General features: G+C 74.7%; 10 protein-coding genes. 9 read left to right on the top strand and 1 reads right to left on the bottom strand.

What is annotated here, in order from left to right:
* The first annotated feature begins 7 nt into the window (after positions 1 to 7).
* The 9 genes from ABZ951_RS05115 to ABZ951_RS05075 all read left to right on the top strand — a co-directional run bounded on the left by ABZ951_RS05115 (position 8) and on the right by ABZ951_RS05075 (position 14,666).
* Positions 8 to 3,886, top strand: a complete 3,879-nt coding sequence (locus tag ABZ951_RS05115) for a condensation domain-containing protein (protein ID WP_361279011.1) — start codon at positions 8 to 10, stop codon at positions 3,884 to 3,886.
* A gap of 34 nt (positions 3,887 to 3,920) precedes the next feature.
* Positions 3,921 to 7,910: an amino acid adenylation domain-containing protein gene (locus tag ABZ951_RS05110; RefSeq protein ID WP_344094633.1), complete on the top strand. Its 3,990-nt coding sequence runs from the start codon at positions 3,921 to 3,923 to the stop codon at positions 7,908 to 7,910.
* The gene (locus ABZ951_RS05105) at positions 7,907 to 8,086 is read left to right on the top strand and encodes an MbtH family NRPS accessory protein (protein ID WP_344094635.1); all 180 of its coding nucleotides are present in this window, start codon (positions 7,907 to 7,909) and stop codon (positions 8,084 to 8,086) included. The genes ABZ951_RS05110 and ABZ951_RS05105 overlap by 4 nt, the downstream gene beginning before the upstream one ends.
* Complete coding sequence (locus tag ABZ951_RS05100) at positions 8,083 to 8,853, top strand: alpha/beta fold hydrolase (RefSeq protein ID WP_344094637.1); 771 nt, start codon at positions 8,083 to 8,085, stop codon at positions 8,851 to 8,853. Before ABZ951_RS05105 ends, ABZ951_RS05100 begins: the two co-directional genes overlap by 4 nt.
* On the top strand, positions 8,850 to 10,127 hold the full coding sequence (locus ABZ951_RS05095; protein ID WP_344094639.1) for a hypothetical protein: 1,278 nt from the start codon (positions 8,850 to 8,852) through the stop codon (positions 10,125 to 10,127). Before ABZ951_RS05100 ends, ABZ951_RS05095 begins: the two co-directional genes overlap by 4 nt.
* Positions 10,128 to 10,167: 40 nt before the next feature.
* A complete protein-coding gene (locus ABZ951_RS05090; RefSeq protein ID WP_344094641.1) occupies positions 10,168 to 11,790 on the top strand; it encodes a condensation domain-containing protein in 1,623 nt (540 codons plus the stop codon).
* 16 nt (positions 11,791 to 11,806) lie between these two features.
* The gene (gene glyA, locus ABZ951_RS05085) at positions 11,807 to 13,159 is read left to right on the top strand and encodes a serine hydroxymethyltransferase (protein WP_344094643.1); all 1,353 of its coding nucleotides are present in this window, start codon (positions 11,807 to 11,809) and stop codon (positions 13,157 to 13,159) included.
* Positions 13,160 to 13,205: 46 nt separating this feature from the next.
* Complete coding sequence (locus tag ABZ951_RS05080) at positions 13,206 to 13,787, top strand: TetR family transcriptional regulator (protein ID WP_344094645.1); 582 nt, start codon at positions 13,206 to 13,208, stop codon at positions 13,785 to 13,787.
* A gap of 117 nt (positions 13,788 to 13,904) precedes the next feature.
* A complete protein-coding gene (locus tag ABZ951_RS05075) occupies positions 13,905 to 14,666 on the top strand; it encodes a glucose 1-dehydrogenase (RefSeq protein WP_344094647.1) in 762 nt (253 codons plus the stop codon).
* Here the strand turns inward: ABZ951_RS05075 and ABZ951_RS05070 are convergent.
* Positions 14,656 to 16,053 carry an amino acid permease gene (locus ABZ951_RS05070; RefSeq protein ID WP_344094649.1) on the bottom strand — a complete coding sequence of 466 codons (1,398 nt, stop codon included), beginning with the start codon at positions 16,051 to 16,053 and terminating at the stop codon, positions 14,656 to 14,658. The genes ABZ951_RS05075 and ABZ951_RS05070 overlap by 11 nt on opposite strands.
* Between the last annotated feature and the right edge of the window lie 74 nt (positions 16,054 to 16,127).

Raw genomic sequence — 16,127 nt, 5'->3', positions numbered from 1 at the left:
GGGCGTCATGGACACGGCAAATGACAGCAGCGCGGTGGCCGTGGTCGGCCTGGCCTTCGAACTGCCCGGGTGCGACGACTGGGACACGCTGACCGAGGTGCTGCGCGCCGGACGCGACCACGTGGGGCCGATGCCCGCCGCCCGCGCCGAGGCCACCGGAGCCACCCGCTCCGACGAGGACCAGGAGGGCGGGTGGATCGAGGACATCACGAGCTTCGACCACCGGTACTTCGGCCTCTCCCGCGCCGAGGCGGAGCTGATCGACCCCCGCCAGCGCAAGATGCTCCAGCTCGCGGTGCGGGCCGTCGGCAGCGCCGGCTACGCGCCCTCGGAGCTGCGCGGCCGGGACGTCTGCGTCTACACCGCCGGGTACGGCGGACCCGAGCCGACCCTGCACGACCTGCTGCCCGAGGCCGCCCGGCGCGACGGCGCGGCCCTCACCGGCAGCATCCGGGCCTTCGCCGCGGGACGCATCGCCTACCACCTCGACCTGCGCGGCACCGCGCTGGTCATCGACACCGCCTGCTCGTCCTTCCTGGTCGCCCTGCACGAGGCGCGCTGGAAACTGACCCGCGGCGAGGGCGAGATGGCCCTGGTCGGCGGCTACGAACTCATCCTGGGCGACCCGCCGCGCCGCCCGGACGGCGCCGACGGGCTGGGGGTGCTCTCCGCCACCGGCCGCTGCCGCCCGTTCGACGAGAAGTCCGACGGCACGACCTTCGGCGAGGGCGGCGGATTCGTCCTGGTCAAGCGGCTCGCCGACGCCCTGCGCGACGGGGACACGGTGCACGCGGTGATCCGCGGCAGCGCCGTCAACCAGGACGCCGGGCGGAGCAACGGCCTGACGGCGCCCAGCCCGGCGGGCCAGGCCGACGTCATCGCGGCCGCCCTGCGGGACGCGGCCGTGGAGCCGGCCACCCTGGGCTACGTCGAGGCCCATGGCACCGGCACCCGCATCGGCGACCCCATCGAGGTCCAGGGGCTGACCGACGCCCTGGCCGCCTTCCCCGCCCGCCACCCGGCCTCCGCGCCCCTCCCCCTGTCCTCGGTGAAGGGCAACTTCGGCCACCTGGACTGCATGGCGGGGTTCGCCGGCCTGGTCCGGGTCATCGCCCAGTTCCGGGCCGGGGAGATCTTCCCCACCGCCCACTTCACCGCTCCCAACCCCCTGCTGGGCCTGGACGGCGGGCCGCTGCGCATCGCCGACCGGTGCGAGCCGTGGCCGGCCGGCGAGACCCCGCGGCGCGCCGCGCTGAGCAGCTTCGGGCTCAGCAGCACCAACGCGCACCTGATCGTCGAGGAGGGCCGCCCCGCCCGGCCGCCGGCCGCGGGCCGCGCCGCCGAACCGGCCGAGTGCGCCGTCGTGCTCTCCGCGCCCAGCGAGGAGGGCCTGCGGCAGTACGCCGCCCGGCTGCGGGACACCGTCGCCGCGGCCCCCGGCAGCTTCCCGCTCGCCGCCGCGGCCGAGGTCCTGGCCCTGGGCCGCGAGCACCCGGAGCGCTTCTCCCACCGGCTGGCCTGGCCGGTGCGCGACGCGGCAGGGCTCCTCGGTGCCCTGGACGCCTTCCTGACCGGCCCGCCCGTCGTGACCGAGGGCACCCGCGGCCCGCTCGTCCTCGTCCTCGGCTCTCCCGCGGACGCGCCGGCGGCTCCGGAGGCCGCGGACCTCGCGGCGGCGGCCGCCGCGTTCCCCGCCGTCGCCCGCGTGCTGGACGCGGCCGGGCGGCACCTCCCGCCGGAGCGCTGGACGCCCGCGCAGCGGCGGTTGCTCCGCTTCGCCGGCCTGCAGGCGCTCCTCGCCGATCTCGGCGTCACCCCCGGCCTCGTCCTCGCGCACGGCGTGGGCGCGACCGCGGCCCGCTGCGCGCGCGGGGCGGTGGACCTGCCGGCCGCCCTGGACCTGGCGGACGCCGAGGCGCGGGCCGGGGCGCCCGACGCGGACCGTCTGCGGGCGGCGCTGGCCGGGTGCGCCGACGGGACGGTCCTGGTGGACCTGGCGCCCGGCAGCGAGCTGTCGGGCCTGCTGCGGGAGCGGCACGGCACCCGCTTCAGGATCGTCACCGCGCTCTCGCCCGCGGACCTGCTCAGTGTCTGCCACCGTCTCGGCTTCTCCCTGGACTGGCGCACGGCCCTGGGGCACGGGCCCCGGCGGCGCCTGGAGCTCCCCCTCGCGCCGTTCGCCGCCGGGCACTGCTGGCCGGACGCCGCCCTCACCGCACCCGTGGCGCGGACGGCGCCGGCGCCCACAGGGACCGGGGCGGGCGCCGTGACCCCCGCGGAGGCGGTGCTGGACGCGGCCAGGGACGTGCTCAAGGAGCCCGGGCTCACCCTGGACGACGACTTCTTCGAGCTGGGCGGGAACTCCCTCAACGGCGTCCAGCTGGTCACCCGGCTGAACGAACTCCTGGGCACCGGCCTCGACGTGCTGGACCTCTTCGACGTCGGGTCCCTGCGGGAGCTGGCGGCCTCGCTCGAAGCCACGGCGCCCGCCGCCCCGGCCCGGGCGGAGACCGGGGCCGGGGGCGCCGCCGTCGAGGGCCCCCTCTCCGGGCAGCAGGCCGCGATCTGGGCGGCCGTCCAGCTCGCCCCCGACTCCGCCGCCTACAACGTCCCGGGCGCCTTCCTCTTCGACGGCCCGGTGGACCCCGACCGGCTCACCCGGCGTCTCGAAGCGGTCGTGCGCCGCCACCCCATGCTCCGCGTCAGCCTGCGTGACGGACAGGACGGCCCCGTCCAGAGGGTCGCCGCCCCCGAGGAAGCCGGGGTCACCCTCGAACACCTCGACGTCGACCTCAGGCCGGACACCGCCGCCGGGGGCCGCGAGCCCCTGCTGGCCCGCCTCAAGGAGCTCGTCGGCCGGCCCGTCGACCTCTACGCCCCGACGCCCGCGCGCTACCAGCTCGTCCGGGCCCGCTTCGCCGACGGCGACCAGCACGTCCTCCTCGTCACCTTCCACCACCTCTTCTTCGACGGCTGGTCCTGGCGCGTCCTGATGGACGACCTGAGCGCGGCGGAGGCCCGCCCGGCACCCGAGCGGACCTACCTGGACTTCGTGCGCGAGCAGCGGGAGATGCTGGACGGCCCACGCGGGCGGCAACTGGTCGATTTCTGGACCGAACGGCTCAGCGGCGTGCCGGCCGTGCGGCTGCCCGCCGACACCGCGCACGCCGACTTCTCCGAGCCGCCCCGCCGCGGCGCGGACCTGCCCCTGACCCTCGACGCCGCCCTCGCCGCCGAGCTGCGGGAGATCGCCCGCCGGGAGCGCGGCACCCTCAACATGGTCCTGCTCGCCGGGTGGATGGCGCTGCTGTGGAAACTCAGCGGCGACCGCGATCTGGCCGTCGCCGGGCCGGTCACCGGCCGTGCGCCGGGCCACGACGAGGTGATCGGCTGCTACGCCAACACCATCGTCGTCAGGGCCGCCCTCGTGCCCGAGGAGCCCTTCGCCGCTCTGCTCGCCAGGGTCCGCGACGCCCAGCTGTCGGCCCTGTCGCACGGCGATCTGCCCGCGGACCGGATCATCCGCATCGCCCGGCCGCGGTCGGCCGAACCGGCGGCCACGACCAACTTCGGCTTCCAGAACGGTGTCGAGCCGATCCGCGGCCTGGGCCCCGGCGGCCCCGGTGTCGAACTGCTCGACGTCGACCCCGAAGCCCCCACGTTCGCGCTCAACGTGTCGGTCATGGAGTACGGCGACGCCCTGTGGGCGCGGCTGAAGTACGCCACGGACCTGTTCCGCCCGGAGACGGCCGCCGCCTGGCTGGAGGAGTACCGCACGCTCCTGCTGCGCCTGGCCGAGCTCGGCACCGGCGCCACTCTGTACGACCTGTTCGACTCGCCGGCGGTGGACGCCGGCCCGCCGGCCGTGCCGGACTTCACGTTCTGAGAGCCCTCGGGCCCGCGAAGAGGAGAACCCGCACGTGGACACCACCACCGACTCGACCGGCCTCGCCTCCCGCGAGTTCTGGCTGCAACGCCGGGACGGACTGCGCGAAGGGGCGCTCGCGACGGCGGAAGCCCTGGGCGGCTCCCACGACGCCGTCCCCGGCGGCCCGGCGACCGCCAGGTCGGCCCTCACACCCGACACCCGCGCCCGTCTGACCCGGATCACCGGCGGCGAGCCCCTGCTGTGCTGGACCGCCGTCGCGGCCGCCGCCGCCCTCGTGCTGCGCCGGTTCGGGGCCGACGGCCCGGTCACCGTGCTGGCCGGCGCGCCCCTGGGCCACGACCGTCCCGTACGCCTCCGGCCGGACCCCGCGGCGGCCTTCCGCCAGTGGCTGGGCACGGTGCGGTCCGCGGCCGCCGAGGTCCTCCCGCACGGTGACGCCGACGAGACGGCCCTGAAGGACCTGCTGGAAGAGGGCCCGGCGCTCGGTGTCACCGTGCACGGGCGAGGCTGCCCGCCGCGGGACGCGGGTGAGGCCGCCGCCGAGTCCCGCGCCTCGGTGACCCTGTCCCTCGGCGCGGAAGCCGGGGAGATCACGGTCACCTCCCGGCTGCTGCCCGCCGCGCGGCTCCAGGCCCTGGCGTCCGGGGTGGCCGCCGTGCTGGAGGAGGGGCTGGCCGACCCGGACCGCCGCCTCGCGGAGATCAGCGGCCTCGACGACGCCACCCGCCACCAGGTGCTCGACGCCTTCAACGACACCGCCGAACTGGACAGCGGCACGCCGTACCGGGAACTGCTGCTGGCTCAGGCGGCGTCGCGCCCCGATGCCGTCGCCGTGCACGACGGCGACCGGTCGTACACCTACCGCGAGTTGTGCTCGCACGCCACGGCCGTCGCCCTGCGGCTGCGGAAGGCCGGGGTCACCCGCGAGAGCCAGGTGGCGCTGGTCGCGCCGCGCAGCGCCTGGTTCCTCGTCATGGCGGTCGGGGTGCTCTTCGCCGGCGGCGTGTACGTACCGCTCGACCCCACGATGCCCGCCGAGCGCCGGGACCCGCTGCTGCGCGGCGCCCGCGTGGTGGTGGCGGAGGACGGCGTGGAGGTGCCGCCGGAGACGGAGGCGACCCGGCTGAGCCCCGAGGAGCTGCGCGCGGAGGCCGAGTCGGCGGCCGGGGCGTACGGCCCCGAGGCGGTACGGGACCTGCTCGGCCCCCCGGCAGCGCCCACCGACCTCGCCTACGTCATCTTCACCTCCGGCTCGACGGGCACGCCCAAGGGCGCCGGTGTGGAACACCACTCGTTCCTCAACCTGCTCGCGACCCGGGTGCCGGACTACGGCCTGCGCCCCGGGGTGGAGGTCCCGCAGACCGCGCCGCTGACCTTCGACCTGTCCATCTGGCAGATGTTCGCGGGCCTCACGGCGGGCTCGACGGTCTGCGTGGTCCCCGACGACGTGGTGCGCGACCCCGCGGCGCTCGCCGCGATGACGGCCGACCACCGCTTCGGCTGCCTCGCCCTGGTGCCCACCTTCCTCGCCGTCCTCCTCGCCCACTTCGAGGACGACCCCGGTTCCGCGGCGGCGGTGCGCGCGACCCTGGGGCGCATGATCGCCACGGGCGAGCCGCTCAGCGGCGAACTGGCCCGGCGCTGGCACGCCGTCATGCCGGGGGTGGAGCTGCTCAACGCCTACGGCCCGGCGGAGGTAGCCGACGACAGCACCGGCGGCCCGGTCACCGCCGACGAGGGGATGTACACCTCCGTCGGGAAGGTGCTGCCCAACGTCCGCGTCCATGTCCTGGACACCGACCTCCAGCCCGTGCCGCCGGGTGTCACCGGCCAGGTCCACATCGGCGGCGAGAGCGTGGGGCGCGGCTACGTCGGGCAGCCCGCGCTGACCGCCGGTGCCTTCCTGCCCGACCCGTTCGCGCCCGAGCCCGGCCGGCGCATGTACCGCACCGGAGACCTCGGCCGGTGGCGGGCGGACGGCAGTGTCGAGCTCCTCGGCCGGGCCGACAACCAGGTCAAGATCCGCGGACGCCGGGTGGAACTCGGCGAGATCGAGCACGCCGTGGAGAGCCACCCCGAGGTGGCCCGGGGCGTCGTCGAACTGCTCAAGGAGGACGGCCTGGAGCGGCTCGTCGCCTTCGTCACCGCGCAGCCCGGCAGCGCCCCCGCCGCCGCCGCGGTCAAGGAGTCCGTCGCCGCCCGGCTGCCCGCGTACATGGTCCCGGGCGAGGTGCTGCTGCTCGGCGAACTGCCGCGCAACCGCAACGGCAAGGTGGACCGCAAGGCGCTGCGCGCGCTCGCCGCCGAACGCAGCGTGGAGACCACCGCGTACACCGCGCCGCGCACCCCGCTGGAAGCCGCGCTGTGCGAGCTGTGGGCGAGCTCGCTGCGGCTCGAACGCATCGGGACCCGGGACGATTTCTTCGCGCTCGGCGGTGACTCCATCACCGGTATCCGCATCGTCCAGGCGGCCGGGCGCCGCGGCATCGAGCTGCGCCCCCGGCACCTGCTGGAGCACCGGACCGTCGAGGCGCTGGCGGAGGTCGCCCGGTGGCGCGGTCCCGGCGGCGGCGCACCGCGGCCGGCCGAGCCGGCCGCCGACGGCGGGCCCGCCCCCCTGACCCCCGCCCAGCTGGCCTTCTTCGAGCGCGGTGTGCCCCGCCCCGACTACTGGAACCACGGCGTGCTCTACGCCGTGCGGCGCCCGGTGACCACCGGACAGATCGAACACGCCGTCCGCCTGCTGGCCGAGCGGCACCCCATGCTGCGCGCCCGGATCACCACGGCGGACGGCGGGCCGGCCCAGTCGATCGGCCAGGAAGCCCCGCCCGTCACGGAGTTCGACCTGCGGGCGGTGGCGGAGGACGAGCTGGAGGGCCGGATGCACGCCTCGGCGACCGAGCTCCACGCGGCTCTGGACCTGCGCACGGGACCGGTGTGTCGCGCGGGGCTGCTGCGGACCCCCGGCGGTCTGCCCGACCGGCTGGTCATGATCGTCCACCACGCGGTGGTGGACCTCTACTCCTGGAACGTGATCACCGAGGAGCTCTCAGCGATCCTGCGCGACGGCGACACCGGGTCCCTGGAGCCCGTCGGCACCTCCTACACCGCGTGGGCGAGCCGCCTCGCCGAGTTCGTGCGCCGCCACCCGGAGCAACTCGACGCGGAGTACTGGCTGACCCGTGACTGGGCAGCGTGCGTGCCGGTCGCGGACACCGAGCCGCGGGGCGTCGAGGGCAACACCCGGGAGATCACCTACGCCTTCGACCGGGACTGGACCCGCCACTTCACCACCTCGGCGGCCGGCGCCGGGCTGACGGTCTACGAACGCCTGCTGGCCGCCCTCGGCACCGGCTTCAGGGAGTGGCTCGGCATCGACGGCGGCACCCTTCAGGTCCAGCTCGGCGGCCACGGCCGGGAGGACCTGTTCGACGACGTCGATCTCAGCCGCACGGTCGGCTTCTTCAACACCGCCTACCCCTTCTGCCTGCCGATGCTCACCGACCCCGCCGACCCCGCACAGGTGCGCGCGGTGGCCGACCTGCTCAGGGGGATACCGGGCCGCGGCCTCGACCACGACCTGCTGCGCCACCTCCACCCGGACCCCGCGCTGCGCGCCCGGCTCGCCGCCGTGCCGGTCCCCCAGGTGCTCTTCAACTACTGGGGCGAGCCCGCCTACCTGCACGCGGACGGCGCAGCGGGCGCGGACCCGGACAGCGACCCGGGGCCGCTCGGGGACGTCCGCATCGACATCTCCGGCGACGACCGGCCCGCGGACATGCCGCGCCCCTTCCCGATCGAGATCTACCCCAGCGTCGTCGACGGCCGGCTGACGGTCCTGTGGCGCTTCAGCGGTGAGGTCTTCAGCCCGCACCGGATGCGCGCGCTGGTGGACGCCTACGCCGCGGCACTGCGCAGGAGCTCTCCCGTACCCGACCCGTCCGACCCGTCCAGCCCACCCGACTTGACCGACCCGTCCGACCTGTCCGACCCGTCCGACCCGAAGGAGACGTCCCGATGACCTACGCCGTCGTGGTGAACGCCGAAGCGCAGCACTCCGTCTGGCCCGAGGCCAAGGCCCTGCCGAACGGCTGGGAGCGCACCGGATTCACCGGTTCCAGGGACGAGTGCCTGGACCACATCGCGCGGGTGTGGACGGACATCCGCCCCCGGTCCGTGGTCGACGGCGCGTCGTGAGGCGCACCGAGCCCACTCCCCTGCTGTGGCGCTACGGCGCGGCGCGGGGGACCCGCACCTACGTCCTGGCCCCCTTCGCGGGCGGCAGCGCGTACGCCATGGGCGACTGGCCCCGGCACCTGCTGCGCGAGGGCGAGGGCGCGCTCGTCCTCCAGTACCCCGGCCGGGGGCCGCGTGCCGCCGAGCCGCAGGCAGCGAGCCTGGCCGCTCTCGCCGCCGAGGCCGCGGACGCGGTCCTCGCGCACTCCGCCGGGCCCGTGGTCCTGGTCGGCCACAGCCTCGGCGGCGTCCTCGCGCACTCCCTGGCCCTGTGCCTGGAGGACGCCGGGCGCCCGGTCGAGCTGCTGGCCGCCTCCGCGGCACGGCCGCCGGCCGCCGCCCGGCTGGACGCCGACCGGGTCCTGGCCATGACGGACGGGGAGTGGCTCGAAGAGCTCACCCGGTACAGCACCTTCGACCCCGGGCTGCTGGAGGATCCCGAGGTGCTGGATCTGATCGTGCCCGTGCTGCGGGCCGACTACCTGATGCTCGCCCGGCACCGGCCCGCGCACCGCCCGGTCTCCTGCCCGGTGCTCGCCGTCGGCGGCGCCGGTGACACCTGGGTGACCGGCGGCCACCTGGCCGCCTGGAGCGAGTGGACCACCGGTGGCCTCACCGCCCGCACGCTGCCGGGGGGCCACTTCTTCTACCGCGACGACCTGACCGCCCTGGCCCGGCTGATCCACGGCGCCCTGGACGGCGACCACGCACGAGAGGTGTACCGGTGAAACCCCTGATCGTGGTGTACGACTTCGGCGCCGCCCAGCCGGGCGACATCGCGGTGGGTCTGGGCGACTGGGCCACGTGGGTCTTCGCGGCCGAGCGCAACGAGCACACTCTGCGCATGGCGCCGCTGCTGGAGCAGTTCGCCCCCGTCGTGTGGATCGAGAACCCCGACCAGGCGGTGCGGGAGCTGCGCGGCCACGCCCCCGGCGGCATCGTGACGTTCAGCGAGAAGGCCCTGCGGCTCACCGGTGAGCTGGCCGACCGGCTGGGGCTGCCCCAGCACGGCCCGGCCACCACGGCGATGCTGACGGACAAGTGGAAGCAGCGCAGCGCGCTGCGCGCGGCCGGCATCGACTCCGTGCGTTTCCACCGGGTGGACTCCGTCCGCGACTGGGCGGACGCCGTCGCGCACGTGGGGCTGCCCGCGGTGCTCAAGCCCGCCTTCGGGGGCGCCAGCCGCAACACTTTCTACATCGACGACGAGGAGGCCGGCCTGCGCACCGTCGAGCGCCTGCTGGCCGCCGGGGCCCCCGGGTACGACCCCGACGGTGCCCTGGTGCTGGAGGAGTACCTGACCGGGCGCGACTGCGCGCCGTTCGGGGACTACGTCTCGATCGAACAGCTGGTGCAGGACGGCGAGATCACCGACATCGCCGTCACGGGGAAGTTCCCCATGGTGCCGCCCTTCCGGGAGACCGGACGGTTCTGGCCCGCCCCGCTGGACCCCGGGGAGACCGCGGAGATCTTCAGCCTGGCCCGGCGGGCGGTGGCGGCGCTGGGCATCACCACCGGCCTCACCCACACCGAGGTCAAGCACACCCCGGACGGGCCCCGGCTCATCGAGGTCAACGGACGGCTGGGCGGTGGCATCAACGAGCTCTCCGGCCGGGCCATCGGGGTCAACCTGATCGGGCTGGCCGGGCGGATCGCCCTCGGGGAGCGCGTCACCGTGCCCGCCCTCCCGGCCGGCCGGGTCGTCTACCAGATCACCCACCCCGCCCCCCGCCAGGCGTGTGAACTGGTCGGGGTGGCGGGCATCGACGAGATCCGCGCGCTGCCCGAGGTGACGCTGCACCGCCCGTACGCCAGACCGGGCGCCCGGCTGCCGGGCGGCGTGCACACCCAGGACCTCGACGTCGTCCTCGGCGAGACCGCCGGCCCGGAGGAACTCGCCACGGTCTTCAAGGAAGTCGGGGCGCGGCTGCGGTTCACCTTCGCCTTCCCCGGCGCACCCGGCCCGCTGACCGTCACCGGGGCCGAGCTCGGCCGGCTGTGAGACCGGCCCGGATGCCACGACAACACGAAGGAGCGGATACGTGAGTGACACAGCCACCGAGGGTGCAGCCCGGCCGGACCGGCTGCCCGGCGCGAGTGCCCCGGCCGACGCGAGCGTGCTGGCCGGCATCTGGGCGGAGGTCCTCGGCGTCGGCCACGTCGGGCCCGACGACGACTTCTTCTCCCTGGGCGGGGACTCCCTCCTCGCCGTGCAGGTCATCGGCGCGGCCAACGAGCGGGGGCTGCGCCTGACCCTCCTGGACCTGTTCAAGAACCCCACCCCGCGGGGTGCCTGCGCCGGGGCGGCGCCGGCCGGCGCGGCGGAGGAGGAGGGCCCGGGCGACGCGCTGCTGTCCGCGGCGGACCAGGCCCTGGTCCCCGAGAGCGCCGAGGCCGTCCATCCCGCGACCCGCCTCCAGCTCGGCCTGATCTACGAGAGCCTGCTCAGCGGCGGCGACCTCTACATGGACGCCGTCTCCCGAACGGTCACCCTCCCCCTCGACGTGCCGGTGCTGCGGCAGGCCGTCGACCGACTCGCCCGCCGCCACCCGGTGCTGCGCTCCCGCTTCGACCTCACGACGTTCAGCGAGGCCGTTCAGGTGGTCGAGCGGGACGTCACCGTGCCGCTCGACGTGGACGGCTCCGTCGGGGACGAGGCCACGGCGGCCGAGCGGTACGAGAAGACCATGCAGGAGCTGCTGACGCCCTTCGATCCCGAGCGGGCCCCCCTCTGGCGCGTGCACGCCGCGGCAGCCGGCGACTCGGCATTCCGGCTCTCCTACTCCTTCCACCACGCCGCGCTCGACGGCTGGAGCGAGTCGGTCCTCGGCAGCGAGCTGATCCGCACGTACGCGGCCCTGCTGCGCGGCGAGCCGCTCGAACTCCCCGAGCCGGCGCCCGCGGAGGAGTACGTGCGCCTGGAGCGCGCGGCCCTGCGCGACGAGGCGTCGCCGCGCTACTTCGCGAGCCTGGACACCGGCACCGGAGCGGTGCTGCCGGAGCGGGGAGACGGCTCGGGCGACCCGTACCGCAAGACCTCCGCCGTGATTCCCGCGGCGGACGCCGAGCGGATCCACCGGCTGGGCGCCGAGTGGGGCCTGCCGGTCAAGAGCCTGCTGCTGGCCGCGAACTGCACGGCCCAGGCGGCTCTGGCGGAGGGCACCTCGGTCACGGTCGGGCTGACCGTGAGCGGCCGTCCGGAGCGCGTGGGCAGCGAGGTGACGCTCGGGCTCTTCCTCAACACCCTGCCCCTCCGCCTGGACGTGGCCGGGGTGTCCTGGCACACCGCGGCCCGGCGGGCCTTCGAGGCGGAGAACGCCCTGCTGGCCCACCGCCGGTTCCCCGACGCCGAAGTGCGCGCCCTGCTCGGCGGCACCCCCTTCACCACGGTCTTCAACTACGTGCACTTCCACGCCCGCGACCGGCTCCTGGACACCGGGCTGGTCACCGCCGACGAAGACCTGCGCGACCGCTCCAGCTTCCCGGTCCGCGTCGAGGTGATCAACGACCCCCGGGGCCGCGGCCACGTCCTGGAGGTCACGGCCGACGAGGCCAAGTACGGCGAGGGGACGGCCGAGAAGCTGCTGCGGTACGTGCTGTCCGCACTGCGCCTGATGGCCGCAGGCCCCGAAGAGCCGGCCCTCGCCGGCCTCCAGACCGCGTAGAAAGCCGGTGCCCGACATGTCTTCCAGCCCTCTCGCCTCCTACGCGCAGCTCGGCATCCGTCAACTGCGCGAGGAGGACCCCGAACTGTACGACCTGCTGGAGCGCGAGCACCGGCGGCAGTCCGAGACGCTCGCCATGATCGCGGCCGCCAGCGTCGCGCCCCCGTCCGTGACCGCCTGCGAGGGCACGGTGCTCGGCAACGTCACGACCGAGGGGTATCCCGGCGCCCGGTTCCACGCGGGCTGCGAGGTGGTGGACGAGGTGGAGCGGCTGGCGGTGCGGCGGGCCGAGGCCGCTTTCGGCGCCCAGTACGCCAACGTCCAGCCGCACTCGGGCAGTACGGCCAACCAGGCCGTGCTCTTCAGCCTCCTGGAACCCGGCGACGTGCTGCTGGGGATGGAGCTGAGCGCGGGCGGCCACCTCACCCACGGCTCCCGCGCCTCGGTCTCCGGGCGCTACTTCACCTCGGTGGGGTACGGCACCGACGCGTCGGGGCTGATCGATTTCGCCGAGGTCGAGCGCCTCGCCAGGGAGCACCGGCCCAAGCTGATCGTCTGCGGGGCGAGCGCCTACCCCCGCACGATCGACTTCGCCCGCTTCCGTGCGGTGGCGGACGAGGTGGGGGCCGTCCTCCTCGCCGACATCTCCCACATCTCCGGTCTCGTGGTGGCCGGTCTGCACCCGAGCCCCATCGACCTCGCCCATGTGACCACGACCAGCACGTACAAGCAGCTCTACGGGCCGCGCGGCGGGCTCATCCTGATGGGCAAGGACGCCGGCACGCGCGTGCCCGGCTCCCGCAGGACCTTCGCCGAGACCCTCCAGAGCGCGGTGTTCCCCTTCGTCCAGGGCACCCCGCAGCTCCAGGCGATAGCGGCCAAGGGCCGGGCGCTGGCGCTGGCGGCGGAGCCCGCCTTCAAGGAGCTGGCCGGACGCGTCCTCGACGGCGCCGCCACGCTGGCCGCGGCGCTGGCCGCCGCGGGCTACCACGTCCTCACCGGCGGCACGGACAACCACATGGTGCTCGTCGACGTGAGCCGCAGGGGCCTGACCGGCATCATCGCCGAGCAGGCGCTCGAGTCCTGCGGAATCATCGTGAACAAGAACAAGATCCCCGGTGACCCGCACGGTCCCGGCGTCACCAGCGGTCTGCGGCTGGGCACCAACCTGCTGGCGGCCCGGGGCATGGAGGAGGACGCCGTCCGCCGGTGCGCGGCCCTGGTCGACCGCGTCCTGTCGGCCGTGCGGGCGACCGGCACCCGCGAGTGGCATCTCGACGCCGCCGTCCGGGCCGCCGTCCGGGCCGAGGTCGCCGAACTGTGCGCGCTCCATCCTCTCTCGCCCCCGGGGGCCGGCTCCCCGGCATGACCCCGCTTTATTGACCGATCATTCTGGATACCTCTATCGTGAGGACGTGGCCAGGACCAAGGAATTCGATCCCGACGCCGCCCTGCAGGCAGCCCTGGAGCTGTTCTGGCGGCGCGGCTACGAGGCGACGTCGATGGCGGACCTCGTGGCCGAGCTCGGCATCGCCCGGGCGAGCCTCTACGCGACGTTCGGGAGCAAGCGCGAGCTGTACCTGAAGGCGCTGGAACGGTACGGGGAGCAGAGCGGCCCCTCCCTCGTGGAGGAGCTGTCCCAGCCCGGCCCCGCGCTGCCGGCCGTGCGGGCCCTGGTCCGCCGGTTCGCGGCGGAGTCCGCCTGCGACGATCTGCGGCGCGGCTGCTTCGTGACCAACACGGCCGTCGAGCTCGCGGCGCGCGACCGGGCGGCGGCGCGGAGCGTCGAGGAGAGCTGGAACAGCCTGGAGACCGCCCTCACCTCGGCGCTGATGCGGGCCAGGGCGCAGGGGGAGCTCGCCGCGGGCCGGGATCCGGCCGCCCTCGCGCGGATGCTGATGGTGCTCCTGCAGGGCATGCGCGTCGTCGGCAAGGTGAACCCGGGCCCGGCGCGGCTGCGGGACGCGGCCGACCAGGCCCTGAGCCTGCTGGACTGAACCGGCTGGACTGAACCGGCGGGGCGCGAGCCGCCTCCCGGTTGACGCATGTCTCTTTTCAAGACCAATCGTTCTAGTTAATAACTAAAACACATCTGCCCCGTAGGAGTCGTCGTCATGACCTCACGCTTCACCGGCAAGACCGTCCTCGTCACCGGCGGCGGGACGGGCATCGGGCGGGCCATCGCGCTCGCCTTCGCCCGTGAGGGCGCCCGGGTCGTCGTCGCGGGCCGCAGGGCGGAGCCGCTGAAGGAGACCGTCGCCCTCGTCGAGGCCGCGGGCGGCGAGGCCGCCGCGATCACCGCGGACGTGACGCGGGCGGCGGAGGTGCGGGCCCTCGTCGAGGCGGCCGTCGACCGCTTCGGGAGCCTCGACGTGGCCGTCAACAACGTCGGGCTGCTCGCGGCCCCCGCCAAGATCGCCGATATCGACGAGGAGGACTGGGACCGCACCATGGCCACGAACCTCAAGGGGATCTGGCTGTCGATGAAGTACGAGATCGGCCACATGCGCGAGCACGGCGGCGGTGCCGTCGTGAACGTCGCGTCCAACCTCGGCGCCCATGTGCGGCTGCCGGGCCTCGGCGCCTATGTGACCAGCAAGGCGGCCGTGACCGCCCTGACCCGCAACGCCGCCCTCGACCACATCGGCGACGGCGTGCGGATCAACACCGTCAGCCCCGGCCCGGTGGACACCCCGATGTCCTCCCGGCCCGGCGAGTCGGCGGCGGAGAAGGCCGGGCGGATGCGGGACACCGTGCCGGTGGGGCGGGCGGGGGCCACCGGGGAGATCGCCGCCGCCGTGCTCCACCTCGCCTCGGACGAGGCCGGCTACACCGTCGGCGCCGACCTCGTCCTCGACGGGGGCGTCAGCGCCTGACGGCGTCGGCGAGCCCCGTCACCGCGGCGGGCGCGGCTTCCGCGTCCGCCGCGGCTTCCGCGTCCGGGGTCGCCTCCGGGCGGCGGGCCGCCATCCACGCGTAGAGCAGGATGCCGACGAACAGGAACAGTACGCCCTGGTAGACGGCGGCGTAACCGGCGCCGGCCACCAGCCAGAAGGAGAAGGCGAACGCGCCGAGCGCGAGCACCATGTCGCGCGTGAAGCGGGCCGGGCGGACCTTTCCGCGCCGCCCGGTCAGCAGGAAGTACACCTGCGCGGCGGCGGAGAGCAGATACGGGACCGTCGCGGAGAACGTCGTGATCAGCACCAGGATCTCGAAGACCCCGGCCACCCCGGAGGTGTAGTTGATGACGGTCAGCAGCGAGGCGAGGACGGCCGCAGCCAGCACGCCCGCCGTGGGCACTCCGCGCCGCTTCTTGGCGAACACCGCGGGGAACAGCCCGTCCTTGGCGGCCGCGTACGGGGCCTGGGCGCTCATCAGCGTCCAGCCGTTGAGCGCGCCGACGATGGAGATCACGGCGCAGACCGCGATCGCCGTGCCGCCCCACGCGCCGCCGAACATCGCGTTGACCGCGTCGGAGAACGGGGCGGTGGAGTCGACCAGCTTGTCGTGCGGGACGCTGCCGAAGACGGCGAGGGTGCCCAGCAGGTAGACCACGGCGGCGCCGATGGTGCCGAAGACGCTGGCGCGTCCGACGTTGCGCTCGGGGTCGCGGACCTCGCCCGCGCTCATCGCGGCCGACTCGACGCCGACGTAGCTGTAGAGCAGGATCGCGGCCGACGCGGTGAGCCCGCCGGTCCAGTTGCCGTCGCCGGCGGTGAAGGAGCCGAGGTTGTCGGGGTCGAAGAAGAACAGCCCGACGACGGCGACGAACAGCAGCGGCACGAACTTCAGCACCGTGGAGATCATTTGCACGGCGCCCACCCAGCGGGTGCCGGCGAGGTTGGCCAGCGCGGGCAGCCAGATCATGGCCAGCGCCAGGGCCAGGTCCCCGGCCTTGGAGCCGTCGCCGCCGGTCAGCACGTGGACGTAGCCGACGCCCGCGACCGCCAGCGCGGCGTTGCTGACCCAGGTCATCGTCCAATACGACCAGGCGGAGAGGAAGCCGGCGAAGTCACCGAACGCCTCGCGGGCGTAGACGTACGGGCCGCCGGTGCGCGGGAAGCGTTCGGTGAGGCGCCCGAAGACGAGGGCGAGCGCGATGGCACCGACCGTGAGGACACCGAAGGCGAGGAGGCTGACGGTCCCGAAGGGGGCGACCGAGGCGGGGAGCAGGAAGATGCCGCCGCCGATGATGTTGCCCATGACCAGGGATATGGCCGTGGGGAGGCCGAAACGGCGGCTCTTGCCGTCGGTGTCGTGCATGGGGTGGTGCGCCTCTCGTCCTGCGGGCAGGTCGCCGGGTCTGCGACAGCACATGGTTCAACGAGGCGCGACAC

The sequence above is a fragment of the Streptomyces sp. NPDC046215 genome (genome assembly GCF_040646215.1).
GTDB lineage: Bacteria > Actinomycetota > Actinomycetes > Streptomycetales > Streptomycetaceae > Streptomyces > Streptomyces stramineus.
This window is presented reverse-complemented; position numbering and strand designations above follow the sequence as displayed.